Origin of the sequence: Isoptericola sp. NPDC019482 (assembly GCF_040632295.1) — a bacterium.
Taxonomy (GTDB): Bacteria; Actinomycetota; Actinomycetes; order Actinomycetales; family Cellulomonadaceae; genus Isoptericola.
In genome coordinates, this window is the sequence record NZ_JBEYBQ010000007.1 from 1 (window position 1) to 19,573 (window position 19,573).

Genomic DNA, 19,573 nt, shown 5'->3' on the forward strand with positions numbered 1-19,573 from the left:
CTTTTTCTACCCCCCGGGGGGGGGGGTTTGGGGCCCCACCCCCCCCCCCTGCTCCGGTGGTTGTCCTCCCACCCCCTCCCCCCGGTTTTCTCCCCCCCCCCCCCCACGCTCGATTCGTCTGGTCAGCGGCCGCCCGCGGGCTCGGCCGGGTACTCGGCGGGCCGCTTGCCGAGCTCGACGGCGAGCTCGCGCCGCCCGGCGAGGATGTCGGCCCGCTCCTCGTCGCGCTGGCGCAGGGCGTCGGCCTGCAGCTCGGGCGACAGGTGGTCCCAGTAGAGGGTGCCGTCCAGGTGCTGCGCCTCGTGGATGAAGGCGCGGGCCAGGAAGCCGCGGCCGGTGAGCTGCACCGGCCCGCCGTGCTGGTCCACGCCCCGCACCGTGGCGGCGCCCGGCCGCTCCAGCGGCTCGTAGGCGCCGGGCACGGACAGGCAGCCCTCGTCCTCGGTCTCGGGGTCGGCGTCCGCGTCCACCTCGAGCACCGGGTTCACGACGTGCCCCACGTGCCGGTCGCCGCGCTCGTCGGTGACGTCGTAGACGAACAGCCGGATCCCCACCCCGACCTGCGGCGCGGCGAGGCCGACGCCCTCGGCGTTCTCCATCGTCGCGAACATGTCGTCGATCAGGCGCGCGAGCTCCGGGGTGGAGAACTCCTCCACGGTGGCGGCGGGCGTGTGCAGCACCGCCTCGCCGATCTCGGTGATCCGCAGCACGCGACCGCGTGCCGCCTCCGGCGCCTGGGCGGGGTACGGGTCCACCGGCTCGCCCAGCAGGTACGTGGTGGGCCGACGACGACCGAAGCTCCATGCCATGCGAGAAAGCCTAGGTGAGGTCGGCCTGGTCGCCGTCCCCGGTCGCGGGAGCGTGCCGACGTCCAGGCCGCGCTCGACCGGCTGGCCTCGGGCACCTACGGCCTCTGCGAAGTCTGCGGCCGTCCCATCCCCGCGGCTCGGCTCGAGGCCCGGCCCACCACCACGCGCTGCGTCGAGCACGCCACCTGAGCACCGGGCGGCCCCGACCCGGCCCGACGTCGCCCGGCGAGCATCCGCCCGCGGCGCCATCCTGGCCGTGCCCGCGTCGCCGACCGCCCGGAGGTGCCCGTGCCCCGCTCCCCCGACCGTCCCGGCGCTTGGCGCTGGGTGCCGGACGGCGCCGAGCGGTCCGACGTCGCGACGCTCGCGCAGGCCGCGCACGCGTGCCGGGGCTGCGAGCTCTGGCACGACGCCACCCAGGTGGTGTTCTCCGCCGGCGCTCCGGACGCCGACCTCGCGCTGGTCGGCGAGCAGCCCGGCGACCGCGAGGACCGCGAGGGCGAACCGTTCGTCGGACCCGCGGGCCGGGTGCTCGCGGACGCGCTCGACGCCGCCGGCCTGGAGGCGGGGTCGGTCTATCTCACCAACGCCGTCAAGCACTTCCGGCACGTCGAGCGGCCCGAGCGCGGGAAGCGCCGGCTCCACAAGACGCCGGACGTCGCGCACGTGCGCGCCTGCCTACCGTGGCTGGAGGCCGAGCTGGCCGCGGTCCGGCCACGCGTCGTCGTCGCGCTCGGGTCGACCGCCGCCCGCGCCGTCCTGGGCGCCCCCGCTCGGGTCGGCGAGCTGCGCGGCCGGGTGCTCGACCCGCCCGACGACGGCGCCTTCCCCGGTGCGGCCGTCGTCGTGACGACGCACCCCTCGGCCCTGCTGCGGCTGCGCGACCGCTCCGGCTGGGACGACGCCTTCGCCGCCCTCGTGGCGGACCTCGGCACGGCGGCCCGGGCGGCCCGTTCCGCCTGATCCTCCGGGGTCCCCCGGAGCCGCCTCGCGGCCGCGTCATACCCCAGGGGGACCCCGGCCGCGGCGGAATCCGCTCGTGGTCCGACGCGGGCCGCGGGACGCCGCGGGCACGGTAGGTGTCATGACACCTCTGCTGAGCGCGCGCGGACTGACGATGCAGTACCCCGGCGGGGTCACGCCCGCCCTGGACGCCGTGGACCTCGACATCGCCGCGGGCGAGTCGGTGGCGATCATGGGCGCGTCCGGCTCCGGCAAGACGACGCTGCTGCACTGCCTCGCGGGCATCCTGCGGCCGACCGCCGGGTCCGTGACGTTCGCGTCGGGGCAGGGGCTGGTGCGGGTCGAGTCGCTCGACGACGCCGCCCGATCGCGACTGCGGCGCGAGGAGCTCGGCTTCGTGTTCCAGCAGGGCCTGCTGCTCGACGAGCTGACCGCGCTCGAGAACGTCGCCGTGGCCCGCATGCTCGCGGGCGTGCCGCGCGGCCAGGCCGAGGCCGAGGCGGCGCAGTGGCTGCACTACCTGGGCCTCGCGGGCCTGGAGCAGCGCCGGCTCGGCGAGCTGTCGGGCGGTCAGGCGCAGCGCGTCGCGATCGCGCGCGCCCAGGTCACGGGCGCTCGCCTGATCTTCGCGGACGAGCCCACCGGCGCGCTCGACTCCGCCACCTCCGTCGAGGTGCTCGACCTCCTGCTGTCCGCCACCGCGCAGGGCCGCACGCTCGTCGTCGTCACGCACGACGCCGACGTCGCGCGCCGCTGCGCCCGCACGGTCGTGCTGCGCGACGGGCGCGTCGTCTCCGACACGGCCGCCCCCGCCCCCGCGACGGCATCCGCCGAGGTGTCGCGATGACCGCCACCGCCCCGGCACCGGCCACCCTGCCCGGTGCGCGCCCCGCCGGCTCGCTCGCCACGGCGATCCACCTCGCCCCTCTGTTCCGGCGGCGGCGCGACGGCGACCGGCTGGCCACGGCGCTGCCCGTCGCGAGCTTCGCCGTCGTCACCGCCCTGCTGCTCGTGGTGCTCGGCGGCGCGCAGGCCTTCTTCCGCTGGGACGACGAGCTCGCGTCCACGTATGAGTCGCTCGCCGTCATCGCCGTGGTGCTGCTCCTCGTGCCGCTCGCCACGGTCGGGGCATCGGCCGCCCGCCTCGCCGCCCGACGGCGCGACGAGCGGCTCGCGTCGCTGCGCCTGCTCGGCGCGACCACCGGCACCATCACCGCGCTCACCGTGCTCGAGGCGGCCGTGACGGCGCTGGTCGGCGCGGTCCTCGGCGTCGCCCTCTACGCGGTCCTCGCGCCGCTCGTCGGCCTGCTGCACTTCCGCGGCGAGGCGCTGGGCGCGCAGATGTGGGTGCCCTGGTGGTGGCTGCCGCTCGCCGTGCTCGGCGTGGCGCTGCTGGCCGCGGCGAGCGCCGTCGTGGGGCTGCGCGCCGTCGTGGTGACGCCGCTGGGCGTCCGCACCCGGCAGAAGGCCGGCACCGCGCACTGGGTGCGCGTCGTGATCGCCGTCGGGGTGCTCGTGGTGGGCATCGCCGTCATGGCGGTGGGGCTGCAGGTGTTCGGCGCCTGGGGCGGCGTGATCGCGATCATCACCGCGATGGCGATGGTGTTCGGCGGCATGCTGCTCGCCCTCGACGCCCTGGGCCCGTGGTTCGTCCGCGTGCGGGCGCGCCGGCAGGCCCGCAGGGCGCAGACGGTGCCGCGGCTGCTCGCCGCGCGCATGGTGCTCGAGGACCCGAAGGCCGCCTGGCGCCAGGTGAGCGGCGTCGCGATGACCAGCTTCGTCGGCGTCTTCGGCGCCGTCGGCCTGGCCATGGCGGGGACGACCTCGACCGAGGGCATGGACGCCGACGAGCGGTGGCTCATGCAGGACGTCTCCACCGGCGTCCTCGTCACCGTGGCGGTGTCGTTCCTCATGGTCGCCTGCTCGGTGGGCATCAACCAGGCCGCGTCGACCCTCGACCGCGCCGCGGTGCACGTCTCCCTGGACCGGCTCGGCGTGCCGCGCGACGTGATGAGCGAGGCCGCCCGGCGCGCCGTGATGTCGGCGCTGTGGATGGTGGCCGGCGGCTCGGCGCTGTGCGCGGCGGTGCTGCTCTTCCCGCTGGTCGGGTACGCGATCTTCATTCAGCCCGTGGCGATCGTGACCGCCCTGGCCGTCTTCGCGCTCGGCTTCCTCGCCGTCCGCGGTGCGGCGGCGCTCAGCGCGCGCCTCGTGCCGGGCATCCTCGCCCGGCCCGAGCGCGCGCTCTGAGGATCACTCCCCCGTCTTCTGCCCCGTCTCACGCTCCCAGGCGTCGAGCTGCTGGGTGAGGGCCCGCGCCAGCTCGAACACCTGCTGCGGGGGGATGCGGACGCGCGAGACCACCCGCCCCGGCACCACGCGGCCGGTGACCGCGCCCGTGTCGGGGTCGGTCACCGGCTGCGGCGGCTTGGTGGCCGCGACGAAGTCGATGACGAACGACGTCGACGTGTGCCACAGCGACGCGAAGTCCGCCGGCACGCCGCCCTCCAGCTCGGTGGGGACGTCGATCTTGAACTTCACCTCGTTGCTCGCCATGGCCACTACTGTCGTCCTCCGGCGGCCGCGTCGCCAGCACCCCGCGCGCGGCGCGACGGACGCGCGGTCAGCAGCGCCCAGACGGCCAGGCCCACGACGAGCGCCCAGAAGGCCGACCCGACGCCGAGGACGACGACAGGGCTCGCCGCCGTGAGGAACGTGGCGGTCGCGGCGACCCGGTGGGGCTCGTCCCGGAGGGCGGCGGCCAGCGCGGCGCCGAGGGTGGTGAGCAGCGCGAGGCCGGCGACCGCCTCGAACGCTCCCGCCGGCGCCGCGGCGACGAGCGCCGTCACCAGCGGCGAGAGCGCCGCGAGCACCAGGTAGGCCCACCCGGCGGTCTGCGTCGCGACCCAGCGACGCCGGGGGTCCGGGTGCGCCTCGGCCGACGCCGGGAGCGCCGCGGTGATCGCGGCGAGGTTGACGGCATGGCCGCCGGCGAACGCCCCCACCACCGTCCCGGCGCCCGTGACCAGCAGCGTCTCCCGCCAGGGCACCGCGTACCCGAAGGAGGCGAGGACGCTGACCCCGGGCACGTTCTGCGACGCCATCGTCACGACGTACAGCGGGAGGGCGATCCCGACGACGGCGGGGAGCGTGAGGTCGGGCGCCGTCAGCACGAGGGCGGGCGGCCGCAGGCCCAGCGTCCCCTCCCCGGTGGCGACCACCGTCAGGACGAGGACGACGGCGAGCCCGAAGGCGGCGGGCGTGGCCCATCGCGGCGCGAGCCGTGCGAGGAGGAGCCACAGCGCGATCACCGGGCCGACGAGCAGCGGCGCGGCCGTGACGGCGACCAGCGGCTGCAGGCACAGCGGGAGGAGCACCCCCGCGAGCATGGCCTGGGCGACGGGCACGGGGATCGCGGCGACGAGCCGGCCGAGCGCGGGCCACGCCGCGGTGAGCCCGATCAGGGCGCCGCACACGACGAACGCCCCGACGGCGGCGGGCCACCCGCCCGCGACGCCGCCCGCGCTCGCGAGGACGGCCGCGCCGGGCGTGGACCACGCCAGGGTCAGGGGCGCGTGATGGCGGCGGCTGAGCCAGATCATCCCGAGGCCCTGGACGACGCACAGCACGAGCAGGCCGGACGCCGCCTGCTCCGGGGTGGCCCCCACCGCGGTCAGGCCCGCGACCACCACCGCGAACGAGCTGGTGAAGCCGACCAGGGCGGCGACGATCCCGATGCCGACGGGCTGCGCGAGCGAACGTTCCACGAACGGAACGGTAGGGCGGCACCGTATCGTTCCGCAAACAGAACACTAGGCTGGCGGCATGCGATCCACCGAGCTCTCCGCGCTCATCGGCGAGCGCCTCACCTCCGCCCGCGCCGTCCGCGGCCTCTCCCTCGGGGCCCTGGCGCGTGCCGCCGGGATCGGCAAGGGATCGCTGTCGGAGATCGAGGGCGGCTCGCGCAACCCGAACCTCTCCACCCTCTACGCCCTCGCCGCCGCCCTCGACGTCCCGATCTCGTGGCTGCTCGCCGAGCAGGCGGGGGCCGAGGTGTCCTCGCCCGGCATCCACACCCGGCTGCTGGCCGCCACGCAGGCGGACGACGTCACCGTGGAGGTCTTCGCCCTCCGCCTCGACCCCGGCCCGCCGCACCGCTCGGAGCCGCACGGCGACCACGTGACCGAGCACCTGCTGGTCACCCGCGGCCGGGCCGAGGTCGGCCCGCTCGACGCCGCCGTCGAGCTCGGCGTCGGCGAGGCCCTGCAATGGACCGCCGACTCCCGGCACGGGTACCGCGCCCTCGACGACGCGCCCGCGGAGGCCGTGCTCACCATGTGGTGGCGGGGCACCGAGCTCTAGTCATACAGATTTCATACTTGTATGCTCAATCGGGTCGCCGGGGACGAGCCCGGGGCGGCCGCGACCGCGGCCCGCAGACGCGAAGGAGCGCCATGTCCCACCAGCCGCCCTACCAGCCCGACGCCATCCGGTCCGTGCAGCTCTCGACGCTCACGCTGCCGCTGGCCACCGCCATCTCCGACGCCAAGGTGTTCACCGGTCGACAGAAACCGATGACCGAGGTGGTGTTCCTCGTCGCCGAGATCACCACCGAGCAGGGGCACGCGGGCCTCGGCTTCTCCTACTCCAAGCGCGCGGGCGGGCCGGCCCAGTACGCGCACGCCAAGGAGGTCGCGGGCGCCGCGATCGGCGAGGACCCCAACGACATCGCCAAGCTGTACACCAGGCTGCTGTGGGCGGGTGCGTCCGTGGGCCGCTCCGGCGTCGCCACGCAGGCGCTCGCCGCGATCGACATCGCGCTCTACGACCTCAAGGCGAAGCGCGCTGGCCTGCCGCTGGCCAAGCTGCTCGGCGCGCACCGCGACTCGGTGCGGACCTACAACACCTCCGGCGGCTTCCTGAACGCCAGCATCGACGAGGTGAAGGACCGCGCGTCGCTGTCGCTGGCCGAGGGCATCGGGGGCATCAAGATCAAGGTCGGCCTGCCGGACACCCGCGCCGACCTGGCCCGCGTCGAGGCCGTGCGCGAGCACCTCGGCCCGGACGTCCCGCTCATGGTCGACGCGAACCAGCAGTGGGACCGCACCACCGCGCTGCGCATGGGGCGGCGGCTCGAGCCGTACGACCTGGTGTGGATCGAGGAGCCGCTGGACGCCTACGACGCCGAGGGCCACGCCGCCCTCGCCGCCGCCCTGGACACGCCGGTCGCGACCGGCGAGATGCTCGCGTCGGTGGCCGAGCACGAGCGCCTCATCGCCGCGCGGGCCTGCGACATCATCCAGCCCGACGCCCCGCGCGTCGGCGGCATCACGCAGTTCCTGCGCCTGCTCACCCTCGCCGACCAGGCGGGCCTGGACCTCGCGCCGCACTTCGCGATGGAGATCCACCTGCACCTGGCGGCCACGTACCCGCGCGAGCCGTGGGTGGAGCACTTCGACTGGCTCGACCCGCTGTTCGAGGAGCGCCTGGAGACGAAGGACGGCCGGATGCTCGTGCCCGACCGCCCGGGGCTCGGCGTGACGCTCACCGAGCAGGCGCGGGCGTGGACCACGGACAGCGTGCTGGTCGGGTCGCGGTGAGCGACGGCCGGGGCGTACCGGCCGGGGTGCGTCGGATGGAAGCATGAGCCCATGCCCCCGACCCTGAGCGGCGCCCTGGTCGCCGCGCTGCGGGCGCGGATCGTCGACGGCGACATCGCCCCCGGCGAGAAGCTGCCCAGCGAGACCGCGCTCGCCGTCGAGCACCAGGTCAGCCGCACCGTCGTGCGCGAGGCGATCGCCCGCCTCAACCTCGAGGGGCTGGTCCACACCCGGCGCGGCAGCGGCAGCTACGCGCTGACGCCGCCCGCCGAGGACGGTGACGACGCGCCCGTCGCGCGCTCGCTCGAGGACCGGCTCGGGCTGGTCGACTTCCGGCTGGGCGTCGAGACGCAGGCAGCCGCCCTCGCCGCGGAGCGCCGCACGGACGCCCACCTCGACGCGCTCGCCGCCCGCCTGCGGGACCTCGGGGCCGCCCAGGGGCACCCGGCGACGGCGATGCAGCACGACTTCGCGTTCCACCGGCTCGTCGCCGAGGCGGCGCAGAACCGGTATCTCCTCGACGCGCTCGACCGCCTCGGCCCGCAGATGATCGCGATGCCGCGCGGACGCCTGGGCTCGTCCGCCGCGCCGTCCGCGGGCACGGAGGACGGCACTCCAGGACGGTTCGCGACCGTCGCGCAGGAGCACCGGGCGATCCTCGACGCCCTGGCCGACAAGGACCCGCTCGCCGCCGCGGCCGCGATGCGCGTGCACCTGGCCGGCTCCCGGCGGCGGCTGCTGACGGAGTCGGGCGCGGGGTCGGGCACAGGGTCGGGCGCCCGCTGACCGGCGGCTCAGCCCGCCTGCGTGCCGGCCAGCGGCAGGGCGAGGATCGTGAGGTCGAGCCACCGGCCGAACTTGGTGCCCACCTCGGGCAGCCGCCCGACGTGGGTGAACCCGAGGGACTCGTGCAGCCGGACGGACGCGGTGTTCCCGGCCTCGATGTCGGCGAGCATGACGTGATGCCCGGCGGCGCGGGCGCGGGAGACGAGTTCCACCAGCAGCGCCCGACCCAGCCCCCGGCCCTGATACCCCTCGGCCACGTAGACGGAGTCCTCCACCGTGTGGCGGTAGCCGAACTTGGCGCGCCACTGCGCGTAGGTGGCGTAACCGGCCACGGTGCCGTCGTCGTCCGCCACGAGCACCGGGTTGCCGGCCGCCGCCTGCGCGCCGAACCACTCCTCCCGCTCGCCGCGCGGCACCTCGTCGTCCGTCCAGATCGCCGTCGACGAGCGGATGGCGGCGTTGTGGATCGTCAGGAGGGCGTCGAGGTCGGAGTCGACGGCGTCGCGGAGCAGCATGCGCCTATAGTACCCATCATGGCTACTATCGTATTCGCCGCGGTGCCGTGACGGACGACCTGGGCGCCGCCCTCGCGCACACCCTGCAGGCGGCCCGGGCCGACCGCGGGCTGACGGTCGCCGCCCTCGCCGAGTCCTCGGGCGTCTCCCGGGCGATGATCTCCCGCGTCGAGCGCGAGGACGCCCAGCCCACCGCCGCGCTCCTCGGGCGGCTCGCCGCCGCGCTCGGCATGACGCTCTCCGAGCTCGTCGCCCGCGCCGAGGGCGACACGCGGCGGATCGCCCGCCGGGCGGAGCAGCCGGTGTGGACGGACGCCGAGACGGGCTACACCCGGCGGGCGGTGTCGCCGCCGGCCAGCGCGGCGCTGGAGCTCGTGGAGGTCGAGCTCCCGCCCGGCGCCGAGGTGACCTACCCCGCCGAGTCGTACCGGTTCGTCGACCAGCAGATCTGGGTGCTCGACGGGGAGCTGCGCTTCGTCGAGGGCGAGCAGGTCCACGACCTCGGGCCCGGCGACTGCCTCCAGCTGGGCGCCCCCGCCGACTGCACGTTCGTCAACGCGACGCGGTCGGCGTCCCGCTACCTCGTCGTCCTCGACAAGGTCGCCTCGCCGCGACGACCGCGCTGAGGCCGGCGGCGCCGGCCGCCGACGTCTACGACGCCGGCTTGACCGCCAGCACCGGGTGCTCGGCCTGCAGCAGGATCCGCTGCGCGACGGAGCCCATGATGAACTTCCCCACCGGGCTGCGGCGGCGGAGCCCGATGACGATGAGGGTCGCGTCGTGCCGCCCGGCGAGCTCGAGGATCTCGTCGCTGAAGTCGTCGCGGTGCGTGCCGCGCACCACCCGGGCGGCGACGCCGGCGTCCGACGCCGCGGCGAGCACCCGGTCGAGGTCGTCGTCGGTGGCGACCGTCGTCTCGACGAGCGACCCTTCGCGCGCGGAGTTCACGACCAGCAGGTCCTCGCCCCGCAGCCGGGCCTCGGTGATGGCCGCCGTGGCGGCGGCCTCCCCCACCGGGGTGGGGACGTATCCCACGACGATGCTCATACGGACGCTTCCTCTCGGTCGGGGGCCGGCGCCTGCGCGGGCCGACGGCGACGGGCGGACTGCACGAGGGGCCAGACCGCGACGACGACGAACAGGGCGAGCAGCACGGCGGAGATGGGGCGGGTGACGAACCCGCTGGGGTCGCCGCCGAACAGCAGCAGCGAGCGCCGCACGCTCTCCTCCAGCAGGGAGCCGAGCACGAAGGCCAGCACCAGCGGGCCGGGCTCGAAGCCGAACTTCTTCATGAGGTAGCCGACGGCGCCGAAGACGACGACGAGCAGCACGTCGAAGACGGAGTTGTTGATCGTGTAGGCGCCGATCATCGTGATGAGCGCGGTGATCGGGGCGAGGATCGCGGCCCGCACCCGCAGGATGCGCACGAAGACCCCCACCAGCGGGATCGACATGATCAGCAGCAGGATGTTGCCGACGTACATCGAGTTCACGACGCCCCAGAACAGCTCGGGGTGCTGGTCGACGAGCTGCGGGCCGGGCGTGATGCCCTGGATGAGCAGGGCGCCGAACATCAGCGCCATCGTCGCGTTGGCGGGGATCCCGAGGGTGAGCAGCGGGATGAACGAGCTGGTGGCGGCGGCGTTGTTCGCCGTCTCGGGGCCGGCGACGCCCTCGATGGCGCCCTTGCCGAAGCGCGACGGGTCCTTGGCCCGCTTCTTCTCGGCCGCGTAGGCCGCCATCGACGCGATGGTCGCGCCGCCGCCCGGCAGGATGCCGAGGAAGAAGCCGAGCACGGACCCGCGGGTCACGGCGCCGGACGACTCGCGCAGGTCGGACCGCGACGGCCAGACGTTCGTCACCTTGCCCGGGGCGTGCACGGCCCGGTGCCGCTCCTCGAGGTTGTAGAGGATCTCCCCGAGCCCGAAGAGGCCCATCGCGACGGGCACGAAGTCGATCCCGTCGGCGAGGTCGAGGCTGCCGAACGTGAACCGCTCGGTGCCGGTGAAGGCGTCGCGGCCCACGGTGGCGAGCAGCAGGCCGAGCGCGGCGGCCACCAGGGCCTTGACCCGCGCGCCGGACGCGATGGTCGAGACGAGCAGGATGCCGAGGAGCGCGAGGGCCGCGTACTCGGGTGGGCCGAAGTCGAGCGCGAAGCTCGCGACCAGCGGCGCCAGGAACGTGAGCCCCACGATGGCGACGGTGCCGCCGACGAACGACCCGATGGCGGCGATGCCGAGCGCGGTGCCGGCCCTGCCCTGCCGGGCCAGCGCGTGCCCGTCGAGCACCGTGACCACGGAGCTCGCCTCGCCGGGCAGCCGCAGCAGCACCGACGTGATGGTGCCGCCGTACTGGGCGCCGTAGAAGATGCCCGCGAGCATGATGATCGCCGTCACGGGCTCGATCCCGTACGTGAGCGGCAGCAGGATCGCGATCGTCGCCGCCGGGCCGAGGCCGGGCAGCACGCCGATCAGCATCCCGATGAGCACCCCGACGAGGCAGTAGAGCAGGTTGGTGGGCTCCAGCACGACCTCGAACCCGGCCATGACGTTCTGCAGGTTGTCCACGAGACGTCTCCTTCAGAGGGTCGGAACGGGCGGGTCAGAACAGGTGCGGCACGTTGGTGCCGAGCGCGGCCACGAAGACGAGGTACAGCGCGACGACGGCGCCCAGCGAGCACACGACCGACGTGCGCCACGACTCCCCGCCGAGGAACCGCATCCACACGAGGCTGAGCAGCAGGGACGGGATCTCGAAGCCGATCACGGGCAGCAGGGCCACGAGGCCGAGCAGCGTCGCGAGCCCGACGAGCGGCATCCACGAGTGGCGCGTGAACCGCTCGCCGTCCCCGCCGGCCCGGCCCACGACGAGCTGGGCCAGCGAGAGGACGACGAGCCCGACGCTCACCACGAGCGGCCACATGCCCGAGCCGGGCTGCGCGGGCGTGCCCACGCCGAGGGCGAGGGAGACCACGACGCCGCCGACGCCGAGGGCCAGGGTGACGAGGCCGGCGCCGAGGTTGGCGAGCGGCCCGGCGGGCGGCGGGCCGTCGTCGTGCGTCTCGGGCTCGACCGCCTGCTCGACGGCGGTCTCGACGGGGGGCTCGACGGCGGGCTCGGGGTCCGGCGGGTGCGGGGCGGTCATCATCGGTCTCCTCCTGCGGGGTTGCTCACTCGGCGAGCGAGATGTCGTACTCCGCGGTCAGGTCCTGGTACTTCTCCGCGAGCGCGGTCCACTCCTCGACGACCTCCTCGCCGCTGATCTCGTGCGGCGTGAGCAGGTTGTTCTCGTTGAACGACGTGTACGCGTCCTCGGCCACCGCGGCGTCGACGGACTCCACGAGCCGCGCCTTGACGTCGTCGGGCAGCCCCTTGGGCGCGGCCAGCGCCCGGTACTGCGAGACGGGCACGTCGTAGCCCTCCTCGACGGCGGTGGGCACGTCGGGCAGGAACTGGTTGCGCTCGGCGGAGAACGCGAGCAGCGGCACCACGTTCCCGGCGTCGATCTGCGGCTTGGCCTCGCCGAGCTGGATGGTCGCGACCTGCACCTGGTCGCCGACGACGGCGGTCAGGGCGGGCGAGCCGGAGTCGAACGGCACGCTCGTCCCCTCGATCTCGGCCTGGGCGAAGAGCACCGCCTGGGCGAGCTGCGAGCCGGTGCCGACGCCGGTGGTGCCGTAGGTGACCTTGCCGGATGCGTCCTTGAGGTCGTCGAGGTTCTCGAAGCCCGACTTCTTGCTCGCGACCAGCACGTAGTCGTCCTGCGACAGGCCCTTGATGACGTCCACGTCGTCGAGCGAGACGGCCTCGTCCTCGGAGACCGCGAGCGGCGTGATCGTGATGAGCGAGGCGTTGAGCAGCACGAGGTTCGAGCCGTCGGCGGGCTTGCCCGCCACCTCCTGCGTGGCGACGGCGCCGTTCGCGCCGGCCCGGTTCACGACGGGCACCGAGACGCCGAGGTCGCCGGACATGCCGTCCGCGAGGGCCCGGGCGATGAGGTCGGTCGAGCCGCCGGCGTCCTGCCCGACGGTGAGGGTCACGGGGCCGGAGGGGTAGTCCGACGACGCTTCTCCCTCGCCCGACCCCCCGGCGACGTTGCCGCCGCAGGCGGCGAGGGTGAGTGCGGCGACCGCGGCGGTGGCACCGGCGACGGCACGGCGGTGGGCAAGTCTCATCACAGCTCCTCGGTGAACTTCGTGGTGGGGTGGTCGTGCGCTGGTGGCTGGGTCAGCCGTTCGCGGCCTGGTACGCCGCCGTGAGCTCCTCGGTGATCGTGTCGAGGCCCTGACCGCCCAGGCCGTCGATGATCGCCTCGTACTCGGGCATCTCGATCTGGCCGGACAGGTACTTGTTGTAGGCGTCGTTGGCCTTCTCCTCGAGGGTCGACCACTGCCGGTCGAAGGCCTCGGAGGTGAGGGTCTGGGCCGGGTTGAGCACGGCGTCCGGCGCCTGTTCGGTCATCTTCTCGTTGGCCTCGTCCACGTACGCGGTGGCGCTCTCGCGCAGGAAGGCGTTCTCGGACGGGCGCGAGGACGCGTACGGCTGGACCTCCTGCTCCCAGGCCGTCTGGTCGGTGATCGTCACGACGTCGTCGTCGACCGAGTAGTGCGTGCCCTCCACGCCGTCGGTCATCAGCGTGTACGCCTTCTCGTCCATCAGCTTGTCGATGAACGCGAGCACCTTCTTCAGCTGCGCCTCGTCCTGCACCTCGGTCTTGGGGATCGCCAGCCAGCCGCCCATGCCGCCGCCTGTGTCGGAGATGATCCGGTGCGGCCGGCCGTCGTAGGTCATGTCGTTGACGAGCGCCCACTCCATCGGCGTCTCCGGGTCCGCGCTCTCGGCGAGGGCCGCGTAGTTCTTGGCCTCGAACAGGCCGGTGACGACGATGCCGCCCTTGCCCTGCGCGATCGCGTCCTGCTGGTTCGACTTCTGGAGCGTGATGAACTCCTGGTTCACGCCGCCGTCCTCGTAGACGCCGCGGTACCACTCCATCGCCTCCTTGAACGCGTCCGACGCGAAGGCGGGGGTCACGCGGCCCGCGTCGTCGACGTCGAACACGTTGCCGGCGCCGAAGTAGCCCGCGAGCGAGTTGAAGCCGAAGTGGAAGCTCTCCGCACGGTCGACGAAACCGGTGGTGTCGTCCTTGCCGTCGCCGTCCGGGTCGTCGTGCGTGAAGGCGTGCGCCACCTTCGTCAGGTCGTCGATGGTGTGCGGGACGTCCAGGCCCAGGGCGTCGAGCCAGTCCTGGCGCACCAGCACGCCGTAGCGCGCCTTGAACTGCTGGAGCGGCACCCCGTACAGCGTGCCGTCGATGCGCGCGGCGTCGATGATCTCCGGGTCGATCTCGGACAGGTTCGGGTAGTCCGCGAGGTAGGGCTCGACGTCCCAGAACGCCCCGGACTTGAGCGCCGAGCGGACGCTGGTGCTCTCGGTCTCCGTGAGCGAGACGATGTCCGCGAGGTCACCCGAGGCCAGCGCCGCGTTGACCTTCTCCTCCTTCGAGGCGGCGGGGACCCACTGCATCTCGAAGTCCTGGCCCGTGTGCTCCTCGAGGGCCGCCTGGACGGGGCCGTCGGCGTCCGGCGTGCTGGGCGTGTGCAGCATCGCCATCCACGTGATCGTGCCGTCGTCGCCCCCCTCGCCGCCGGGAGCACCGCACCCGGCGAGCGCGAGCGCGGCGACCGCCAGGCACGCGGCGCCCCGGGCGAGCGTGGCGGGTCGTGCCGGGGATGGACGGTCGACAGGTGTGATCACGGCTCTCCTCGTTGAGATCTCGATCGAGCGGCGCGAGCGTCGGCGCCGCGGCAAGTCCGGTCGGGCGACGACTCTAGGGAGCCATACGATGCCTGTCTAAGCCTCAATCTGCATGGCTTGATCCACTGAGGGCATCAATCACGCCACCCGCGAGGAGCGCACCGGGATGACCACCGCCTACACGCTCGACCAGGTCCGCTGCTTCGTGGCCGTGGCGGAGGAGCTGCACTTCGGCCGCGCCGCCGAGCGCCTGAGCATGACGCAGCCCCCGCTGAGCCGGCAGGTGCAGAAGCTCGAGCACGCCGTCGGCGTGGCCCTGCTGGAGCGGGACAACCGGCACGTGGAGCTCACCACCGCCGGCGCGGTCTTCCTCGCCGAGGCGCGACGGCTGCTGACCTCGGCCGACGCCGCGCCCGCCCTCGCCCGCCGGATCGCCGCGGGCCGTGCGGGCGTGCTGCGGCTCGGCTTCACCGCGGCGACGGGGTTCAGCCTGCTCGGCACCCTGGTGCAGGAGATCGCCGAGGTCATGCCCGACGTCGACCTCGACCTCCAGGAGCTCGTGACGGTGGAGCAGCTCGAGGCCATCCGCCGCGGGGAGCTCGACCTCGCGCTGGGCCGCCCGCCCTTCGACGACCCCCGCCTCGACTCGCACCTGCTCCTGTCCGAGGACCTCGTCCTGGTGGTGCCCGAGGGGCACCCCCTCGCGTCGCTGCGGCGCCCCGTGCGGACGTCCGACCTGCGCGACGTGCCCCTCATCGGCCACCACCCGACCAAGGCGCGGTACTTCTACGACATGGTCGTGCGGTACGTGGACGTGGAGCACGCGAACGTCGTGCACGTGGTGAGCCAGATCCTCACGATGTGCTCGCTGGTCGGGGCCGGGCGCGGCGTCGCCTTCGTGCCCGAGTCCGCACGCCTGCTCGGCCTGCCCGGCGTGCGGTTCTGCGACCTGGCCGCCGTGCCGCACGCCGTCGTCGAGCTGCACGCGCTGTGGGACCGGGAGTCCAAGAACCCCGCGCTGCGCGAGCTCGTGCGCCACCTGCGGGCGGTGCACGACTGACCCTCCGCCCGGAGCACCAAGGCGATACCCGTACGGCATGAACCGATGCCATTCCGGGCTTGGACAGGCATCGTGAACGCTTCCTAGGTTGTCCGACGAACTGTCACCGCCGACGTCTGTCACCAGGAGGGGCCATCGTGGCCACGTACTCACCCGCGGAGCTCGCCGACACGCTCAAGGACGGCCTGCTGTCCTTCCCCGTCACACCCTTCGGGGACGACGGCGGGATCGACGCGGAGCGGTACGGCGCGCACATCGACTGGCAGTCGAGCTTCGAGATCGGCGGGCTGTTCGCCGCGGGCGGCACGGGCGAGGGCTTCAGCCTGAGCCCCGAGGAGAACGAGCAGACGGTCCGCCTCGCGGTCGAGGCCGCCGCCGGGCGGACGCCGGTGCTCGGCAGCGCCGGCGGTGCCACCGCGCACGCGGTGCGCAACGCGGTCGCGGCCGAGGCGGCGGGAGCCGAGGGCGTGCTGCTCCTGCCGCCCTACCTCACGGAGTGCGACCAGGAGGGCCTGCTCGCGCACGCGTCGGCCGTGTGCGCGGCCACGGGCGTGGGCGTCATCGTGTACAACCGCGCGAACGCCGTGTACTCCGCGGAGACGGTGGCGCGGCTCGCCGAGCGGCACGACAACTTCATCGGGTTCAAGGACGCCCTCGGCGACATCGAGCAGCTCACGCGCGTGGTCGCCACCAACGGCGACCGCCTGTTCTACCTCGGCGGGCTGCCCACGGCGGAGACGTTCGCGCTGCCGCTGCTGCAGCTCGGCCTGAGCACCTACTCCTCGGCGATGTACAACTTCGTGCCCGAGTTCGCGCTCGAGTTCTACCGCGACGTGCGGGCGTACGACCGCGCCGCCGTCACCGAGAAGCTCACGCGGTTCGTGCTGCCGTACCTCGACATCCGCGACCGCGTGAAGGGCTACGGCGTCTCGATCGTCAAGGGCGGCCTGCGCGCCGTCGGTCGTGACATGGGCTCCGTCCGCCCGCCCCTGCAGGACCTCGGACCGCGCGACCTCGACGACCTCGCCGCGCTGCTCGACGCCGCGCAGGTCCGGCCCGCACCCGCCGCGCTCGCCCGCTGACCGCGCCGAGAACACAGGCCGACGACATCCGCCGACGACACAGGAGGCACTCCATGACCACCACCGCCGTCCTCACCGGGCACTCGATCGTCGCCGGGGAGCCGCTGGAGGGCTCCGCCGGCACGGCCGTGGCCCACGACCCGGCCACCGACGCACCGCTCGAGCCCGCCTACTCGCTCCTCGGCGTCGACCAGCTCGGGCGCGCCACGGCCGCCGCGGAGGAGGCCTTCGCGTCCTTCTCCGCCCTCGCCCCCGAGCCGCACGCCCGCTTCCTCGACCGCGTCGCGGAGAGCCTCGAGGCCGCCGGGCCGGCGATCGTCGCGCGGGCGATGCGGGAGACCGGCCTGCCCGAGGCCCGGCTCACCGGCGAGCTCGCCCGCACCACGGGCCAGCTGCGCCTGTTCGCCGCCGTCGTGCGCCAGGGGGACCACCGCGGTGTCCGCGTGGACCCGGCGATCCCGGACCGCACGCCCCTCCCCCGGGCCGACATCCGCCAGCGCCAGGTCCCCGTGGGCCCGGTCGCCGTGTTCGGCGCGAGCAACTTCCCGCTCGCGTTCTCCGTGGCGGGCGGGGACACCGCCTCCGCGCTGGCCGCGGGCTGCCCGGTGATCGTCAAGGCGCACGGCGCGCACCCCGGCACCGGAGAGCTGGTGGGCCGTGCGGTCGCCGACGCCGTCGCCGCCGAGGGCCTGCACCCCGGCGTCTTCTCCCTCGTCTACGGGCCGGGTTCCCAGGTGGGGCAGGCGCTGGTGAGCGACCCGGTGATCCGGGCCGTCGGGTTCACGGGCTCCCGCTCCGGCGGCCTCGCGCTCGTCGCCGCGGCCGCCGCCCGCCCCGTCCCGATCCCCGTCTACGCCGAGATGAGCTCCGTCAACCCGGTGATCGTGCTGCCGGGCGCGCTCGAGGGCGCCGGCGCGGACGTCGACGCCCTCGCCGCGGCCTACCTGGCGTCGGTGACCGGGTCGTCCGGCCAGCTCTGCACGGCTCCCGGCATCGTCCTCGTGCCGCGGTCCGCGCACGGCGACGCGTTCGTCGACGCCGTGCGTCGCGCCGCCGAGTCCGCCACCGGGCAGACCATGCTCAGCGCCGGCATCGCGCGGGCGTGGCAGGACGGCGTGGACACCCTCGCGGCGCAGGACGGCGTCGCCGTCGCCGGCACCGGCACCCCGGGCGCCACGCGCAACGCGCCCGCGCCGTCCGTCTTCGTCGCCGACGTCGCCGCCTTCCTCGCCAACCCCGTGCTGGAGGACGAGATCTTCGGGGCGGCGTCCCTGGTCGTCCGGTACGCCGACGACGACGAGCTCCTGGCGGCCGTCGGCCGCCTCGAGGGCCAGCTCACCGCGACGCTGCACCTCACCGAGGCCGACCGGGCCACCGCTGCCCGCCTGCTGCCGGCGCTGGAGCGCAAGGCCGGGCGCATCCTGGCGAACGGCTGGCCGACCGGCGTCGAGGTGGGGCACGCGATGGTGCACGGCGGCCCGTTCCCCGCGACGTCGGACGGGCGCACGACGTCCGTCGGGACGCTCGCGATCGAACGGTTCCTGCGGCCCGTCGCCTACCAGAACCTGCCGGGGTACCTGCTCCCGGAGCCCGTGCACCCCGACAACCCGTGGCGCCTCACCCGGCGCGTGGACGGCGTGCTCCGGCCCGCAGACGCCACCACGGAGGCGGCCCGGTGAGCGCCCCGACCGTCGCCCGCGTCCGGGTCGTGCCCGTCGCGGGGCACGACTCCATGCTGCTCAACCTGTCCGGCGCGCACGCGCCGTTCTTCACCCGCAACGTCGTCATCGTCGAGGACTCCGAGGGCCGCACCGGGCTGGGCGAGGTGCCGGGCGGGGAGAAGATCCGCGCGACGGTCGAGGAGGCCGCGGGCCTCGTCGTCGGGCAGCCGGTCGCGCGGTTCCGGTCCGTGCTGCGCGGCGTCGCAAGCCGGTTCGCAGGCCGGGACGCGGGCGGGCGCGGGAACCAGACCTTCGACCTGCGCACCACCGTGCACGCCGTCACCGGACTGGAGTCCGCCCTGCTCGACCTGCACGGGCAGGCCCTCGGCGTCCCGGTGGCGGAGCTGCTCGGCGAGGGGCAGCAGCGCGACGCCGTCCCGATGCTCGGCTACCTGTTCTACGTCGGCGACCCCGACGTCACCGACCTGCCCTATCTGCGTGAGCCCGACGCCCCGGACGCCTGGTCCCGGCTGCGCCGCGAGGCCGCGACGACGCCCGACGCCGTCGTGCGCCTCGCCGAGGCGGCACGGGAGCGCTACGGCTTCCGCGACTTCAAGCTCAAGGGCGGCGTGCAGGCCGGCGACGCGGAGGTCGACGCCGTCGTCGCGCTCAAGGAGCGGTTCCCCGACGCCCGGATCACGCTCGACCCGAACGGCGGCTGGCAGCTGGACGACGCCGTCCGGCTCGGACGCCGGATGCAGGGCGTCGTCGCGTACGCCGAGGACCCGTGCGGCGCGGAGGGCCGGTTCTCCGGCCGCGAGGTGATGGCCGAGTTCCGGCGCGCCACCGGGCTGCCCACGGCGACCAACATGATCGCCACCGACTGGCGCGAGCTGGGGCACGCGATCCGGTCCGACGCCGTCGACATCCCGCTCGCCGACCCGCACTTCTGGACGATGGCCGGCTCCGTCCGCGTCGCGCAGCTCTGCCACGAGCTCGGCCTCACCTGGGGCTCGCACTCCAACAACCACTTCGACGTCTCGCTGGCCATGTTCACCCACGTGGGCGCCGCGGCGCCCGGGGAGATCACCGCGCTCGACACGCACTGGATCTGGCAGGACGGGCAGGGGCTCACCACCCGGCCGCTCGAGATCACCGGCGGCGAGATCCGGGTGCCGACCTCGCCCGGGCTCGGCGTCGAGCTCGACCCCGACCGCCTCGCCGAGGCGCACGAGCTGTACCGCGAGCACGGGCTGGGCTCGCGGGACGACGCCGTCGCGATGCAGTACCTCGTGCCGGGCTGGGAGTTCGACCCGAAGCAGCCCTGCCTCGTGCGGTGACGGG

At 74.4% G+C, this 19,573-nt stretch carries 20 protein-coding genes and 1 pseudogene; 12 read left to right on the forward strand and 9 right to left on the reverse strand.

All coding sequences use genetic code 11. From position 1 onward, the window contains the following. Window positions 1-122: 122 nt before the first annotated feature. A complete protein-coding gene (gene def, locus ABZ493_RS07085; protein ID WP_430581471.1) occupies window positions 123-809 on the reverse strand; it encodes a peptide deformylase in 687 nt (228 codons plus the stop codon). A gap of 54 nt (window positions 810-863) precedes the next feature. Here def and ABZ493_RS07090 point away from each other — a divergent pair. From ABZ493_RS07090 to ABZ493_RS07105, 4 genes and pseudogenes are all read left to right on the forward strand, one after another. Then, window positions 864-998 (forward strand): annotated as a pseudogene (locus tag ABZ493_RS07090) (TraR/DksA C4-type zinc finger protein); the annotation flags it as partial. Window positions 999-1,097: 99 nt separating this feature from the next. Continuing rightward, a complete protein-coding gene (locus ABZ493_RS07095) occupies window positions 1,098-1,772 on the forward strand; it encodes a UdgX family uracil-DNA binding protein (RefSeq protein WP_430581472.1) in 675 nt (224 codons plus the stop codon). Window positions 1,773-1,893: 121 nt separating this feature from the next. Further along, window positions 1,894-2,619: an ABC transporter ATP-binding protein gene (locus ABZ493_RS07100; protein WP_430581473.1), complete on the forward strand. Its 726-nt coding sequence runs from the start codon at window positions 1,894-1,896 to the stop codon at window positions 2,617-2,619. Then, entirely contained in the window at window positions 2,616-4,022 is a 1,407-nt protein-coding gene (locus tag ABZ493_RS07105; protein WP_430581474.1) for an FtsX-like permease family protein, read from the forward strand. Before ABZ493_RS07100 ends, ABZ493_RS07105 begins: the two co-directional genes overlap by 4 nt. 3 nt (window positions 4,023-4,025) lie before the next feature. Here the strand turns inward: ABZ493_RS07105 and ABZ493_RS07110 are convergent, their stop codons facing one another. Both ABZ493_RS07110 and ABZ493_RS07115 read right to left on the reverse strand, forming a co-directional pair. Next, window positions 4,026-4,328, reverse strand: a complete 303-nt coding sequence (locus ABZ493_RS07110) for a DUF3467 domain-containing protein (RefSeq protein WP_430581475.1) — start codon at window positions 4,326-4,328, stop codon at window positions 4,026-4,028. Window positions 4,329-4,333: 5 nt separating this feature from the next. Continuing rightward, window positions 4,334-5,539: a benzoate/H(+) symporter BenE family transporter gene (locus tag ABZ493_RS07115; protein ID WP_430581476.1), complete on the reverse strand. Its 1,206-nt coding sequence runs from the start codon at window positions 5,537-5,539 to the stop codon at window positions 4,334-4,336. Window positions 5,540-5,597: 58 nt separating this feature from the next. On the opposite strand from ABZ493_RS07115, the gene ABZ493_RS07120 reads away from it, so the two are divergent. The 3 genes from ABZ493_RS07120 to ABZ493_RS07130 all read left to right on the forward strand — a co-directional run bounded on the left by ABZ493_RS07120 (window position 5,598) and on the right by ABZ493_RS07130 (window position 8,158). Further along, the gene (locus ABZ493_RS07120) at window positions 5,598-6,134 is read left to right on the forward strand and encodes an XRE family transcriptional regulator (RefSeq protein ID WP_430581477.1); all 537 of its coding nucleotides are present in this window, start codon (window positions 5,598-5,600) and stop codon (window positions 6,132-6,134) included. Window positions 6,135-6,226: 92 nt separating this feature from the next. After that, a complete protein-coding gene (locus ABZ493_RS07125) occupies window positions 6,227-7,372 on the forward strand; it encodes a mandelate racemase/muconate lactonizing enzyme family protein (protein ID WP_430581478.1) in 1,146 nt (381 codons plus the stop codon). Window positions 7,373-7,423: 51 nt separating this feature from the next. Beyond that, entirely contained in the window at window positions 7,424-8,158 is a 735-nt protein-coding gene (locus tag ABZ493_RS07130) for a FadR/GntR family transcriptional regulator (RefSeq protein WP_430581479.1), read from the forward strand. A gap of 8 nt (window positions 8,159-8,166) precedes the next feature. Here ABZ493_RS07130 and ABZ493_RS07135 read toward each other — a convergent pair whose 3' ends face one another. Then, window positions 8,167-8,673 (reverse strand): N-acetyltransferase family protein, encoded by a 507-nt coding sequence (locus ABZ493_RS07135; RefSeq protein WP_430581480.1) that lies wholly within the window; start codon window positions 8,671-8,673, stop codon window positions 8,167-8,169. Between the two features lie 47 nt (window positions 8,674-8,720). Between ABZ493_RS07135 and ABZ493_RS07140 the strand changes: the two genes are divergently transcribed. Next, on the forward strand, window positions 8,721-9,299 hold the full coding sequence (locus ABZ493_RS07140) for an XRE family transcriptional regulator (protein ID WP_430581481.1): 579 nt from the start codon (window positions 8,721-8,723) through the stop codon (window positions 9,297-9,299). A 25-nt stretch (window positions 9,300-9,324) separates the two neighbouring features. Here ABZ493_RS07140 and ABZ493_RS07145 read toward each other — a convergent pair whose 3' ends face one another. The 5 genes from ABZ493_RS07145 to ABZ493_RS07165 are packed head-to-tail and all read right to left on the reverse strand — an operon-like array spanning window position 9,325 to window position 14,426. Next, the gene (locus tag ABZ493_RS07145) at window positions 9,325-9,720 is read right to left on the reverse strand and encodes a universal stress protein (RefSeq protein WP_430581482.1); all 396 of its coding nucleotides are present in this window, start codon (window positions 9,718-9,720) and stop codon (window positions 9,325-9,327) included. Continuing rightward, window positions 9,717-11,240, reverse strand: coding sequence for a tripartite tricarboxylate transporter permease (locus ABZ493_RS07150; RefSeq protein ID WP_430581483.1), 1,524 nt, complete (start codon window positions 11,238-11,240; stop codon window positions 9,717-9,719). The genes ABZ493_RS07145 and ABZ493_RS07150 overlap by 4 nt, the downstream gene beginning before the upstream one ends. A gap of 34 nt (window positions 11,241-11,274) precedes the next feature. Further along, the gene (locus tag ABZ493_RS07155; RefSeq protein ID WP_430581484.1) at window positions 11,275-11,817 is read right to left on the reverse strand and encodes a tripartite tricarboxylate transporter TctB family protein; all 543 of its coding nucleotides are present in this window, start codon (window positions 11,815-11,817) and stop codon (window positions 11,275-11,277) included. 25 nt (window positions 11,818-11,842) lie between these two features. Next, window positions 11,843-12,847 carry a tripartite tricarboxylate transporter substrate binding protein gene (locus ABZ493_RS07160; protein WP_430581485.1) on the reverse strand — a complete coding sequence of 335 codons (1,005 nt, stop codon included), beginning with the start codon at window positions 12,845-12,847 and terminating at the stop codon, window positions 11,843-11,845. A gap of 52 nt (window positions 12,848-12,899) precedes the next feature. Next, window positions 12,900-14,426 (reverse strand): hypothetical protein, encoded by a 1,527-nt coding sequence (locus tag ABZ493_RS07165; RefSeq protein ID WP_430581486.1) that lies wholly within the window; start codon window positions 14,424-14,426, stop codon window positions 12,900-12,902. 166 nt (window positions 14,427-14,592) lie between these two features. On the opposite strand from ABZ493_RS07165, the gene ABZ493_RS07170 reads away from it, so the two are divergent. From ABZ493_RS07170 to ABZ493_RS07185, 4 genes are all read left to right on the forward strand, one after another. Next, complete coding sequence (locus ABZ493_RS07170; protein ID WP_430581487.1) at window positions 14,593-15,486, forward strand: LysR family transcriptional regulator; 894 nt, start codon at window positions 14,593-14,595, stop codon at window positions 15,484-15,486. A gap of 137 nt (window positions 15,487-15,623) precedes the next feature. Continuing rightward, the gene (locus ABZ493_RS07175) at window positions 15,624-16,568 is read left to right on the forward strand and encodes a 5-dehydro-4-deoxyglucarate dehydratase (protein ID WP_430581488.1); all 945 of its coding nucleotides are present in this window, start codon (window positions 15,624-15,626) and stop codon (window positions 16,566-16,568) included. A 53-nt stretch (window positions 16,569-16,621) separates the two neighbouring features. Further along, window positions 16,622-18,247, forward strand: coding sequence for an aldehyde dehydrogenase (NADP(+)) (locus ABZ493_RS07180; protein WP_430581489.1), 1,626 nt, complete (start codon window positions 16,622-16,624; stop codon window positions 18,245-18,247). A gap of 53 nt (window positions 18,248-18,300) precedes the next feature. Beyond that, window positions 18,301-19,569: an enolase C-terminal domain-like protein gene (locus ABZ493_RS07185; protein ID WP_430581601.1), complete on the forward strand. Its 1,269-nt coding sequence runs from the start codon at window positions 18,301-18,303 to the stop codon at window positions 19,567-19,569. The last annotated feature ends 4 nt before the right edge of the window (window positions 19,570-19,573 follow it).

Excerpts from the sequence above, each read along its gene's own strand:
- def (WP_430581471.1), bottom strand. The coding sequence starts at position 809 with ATGGCATGGAGCTTCGGTCGTCGTCGGCCCACCACGTACCTGCTGGGC.
- ABZ493_RS07100 (WP_430581473.1), top strand. The coding sequence starts at position 1,894 with ATGACACCTCTGCTGAGCGCGCGCGGACTGACGATGCAGTACCCCGGC.
- ABZ493_RS07105 (WP_430581474.1), top strand. The coding sequence starts at position 2,616 with ATGACCGCCACCGCCCCGGCACCGGCCACCCTGCCCGGTGCGCGCCCC.
- ABZ493_RS07110 (WP_430581475.1), bottom strand. The coding sequence starts at position 4,328 with ATGGCGAGCAACGAGGTGAAGTTCAAGATCGACGTCCCCACCGAGCTG.
- ABZ493_RS07120 (WP_430581477.1), top strand. The coding sequence starts at position 5,598 with ATGCGATCCACCGAGCTCTCCGCGCTCATCGGCGAGCGCCTCACCTCC.
- ABZ493_RS07125 (WP_430581478.1), top strand. The coding sequence starts at position 6,227 with ATGTCCCACCAGCCGCCCTACCAGCCCGACGCCATCCGGTCCGTGCAG.
- ABZ493_RS07130 (WP_430581479.1), top strand. The coding sequence starts at position 7,424 with ATGCCCCCGACCCTGAGCGGCGCCCTGGTCGCCGCGCTGCGGGCGCGG.
- ABZ493_RS07135 (WP_430581480.1), bottom strand. The coding sequence starts at position 8,673 with ATGCTGCTCCGCGACGCCGTCGACTCCGACCTCGACGCCCTCCTGACG.
- ABZ493_RS07145 (WP_430581482.1), bottom strand. The coding sequence starts at position 9,720 with ATGAGCATCGTCGTGGGATACGTCCCCACCCCGGTGGGGGAGGCCGCC.
- ABZ493_RS07155 (WP_430581484.1), bottom strand. The coding sequence starts at position 11,817 with ATGACCGCCCCGCACCCGCCGGACCCCGAGCCCGCCGTCGAGCCCCCC.
- ABZ493_RS07160 (WP_430581485.1), bottom strand. The coding sequence starts at position 12,847 with ATGAGACTTGCCCACCGCCGTGCCGTCGCCGGTGCCACCGCCGCGGTC.
- ABZ493_RS07170 (WP_430581487.1), top strand. The coding sequence starts at position 14,593 with ATGACCACCGCCTACACGCTCGACCAGGTCCGCTGCTTCGTGGCCGTG.
- ABZ493_RS07180 (WP_430581489.1), top strand. The coding sequence starts at position 16,622 with ATGACCACCACCGCCGTCCTCACCGGGCACTCGATCGTCGCCGGGGAG.
- ABZ493_RS07185 (WP_430581601.1), top strand. The coding sequence starts at position 18,301 with ATGCTGCTCAACCTGTCCGGCGCGCACGCGCCGTTCTTCACCCGCAAC.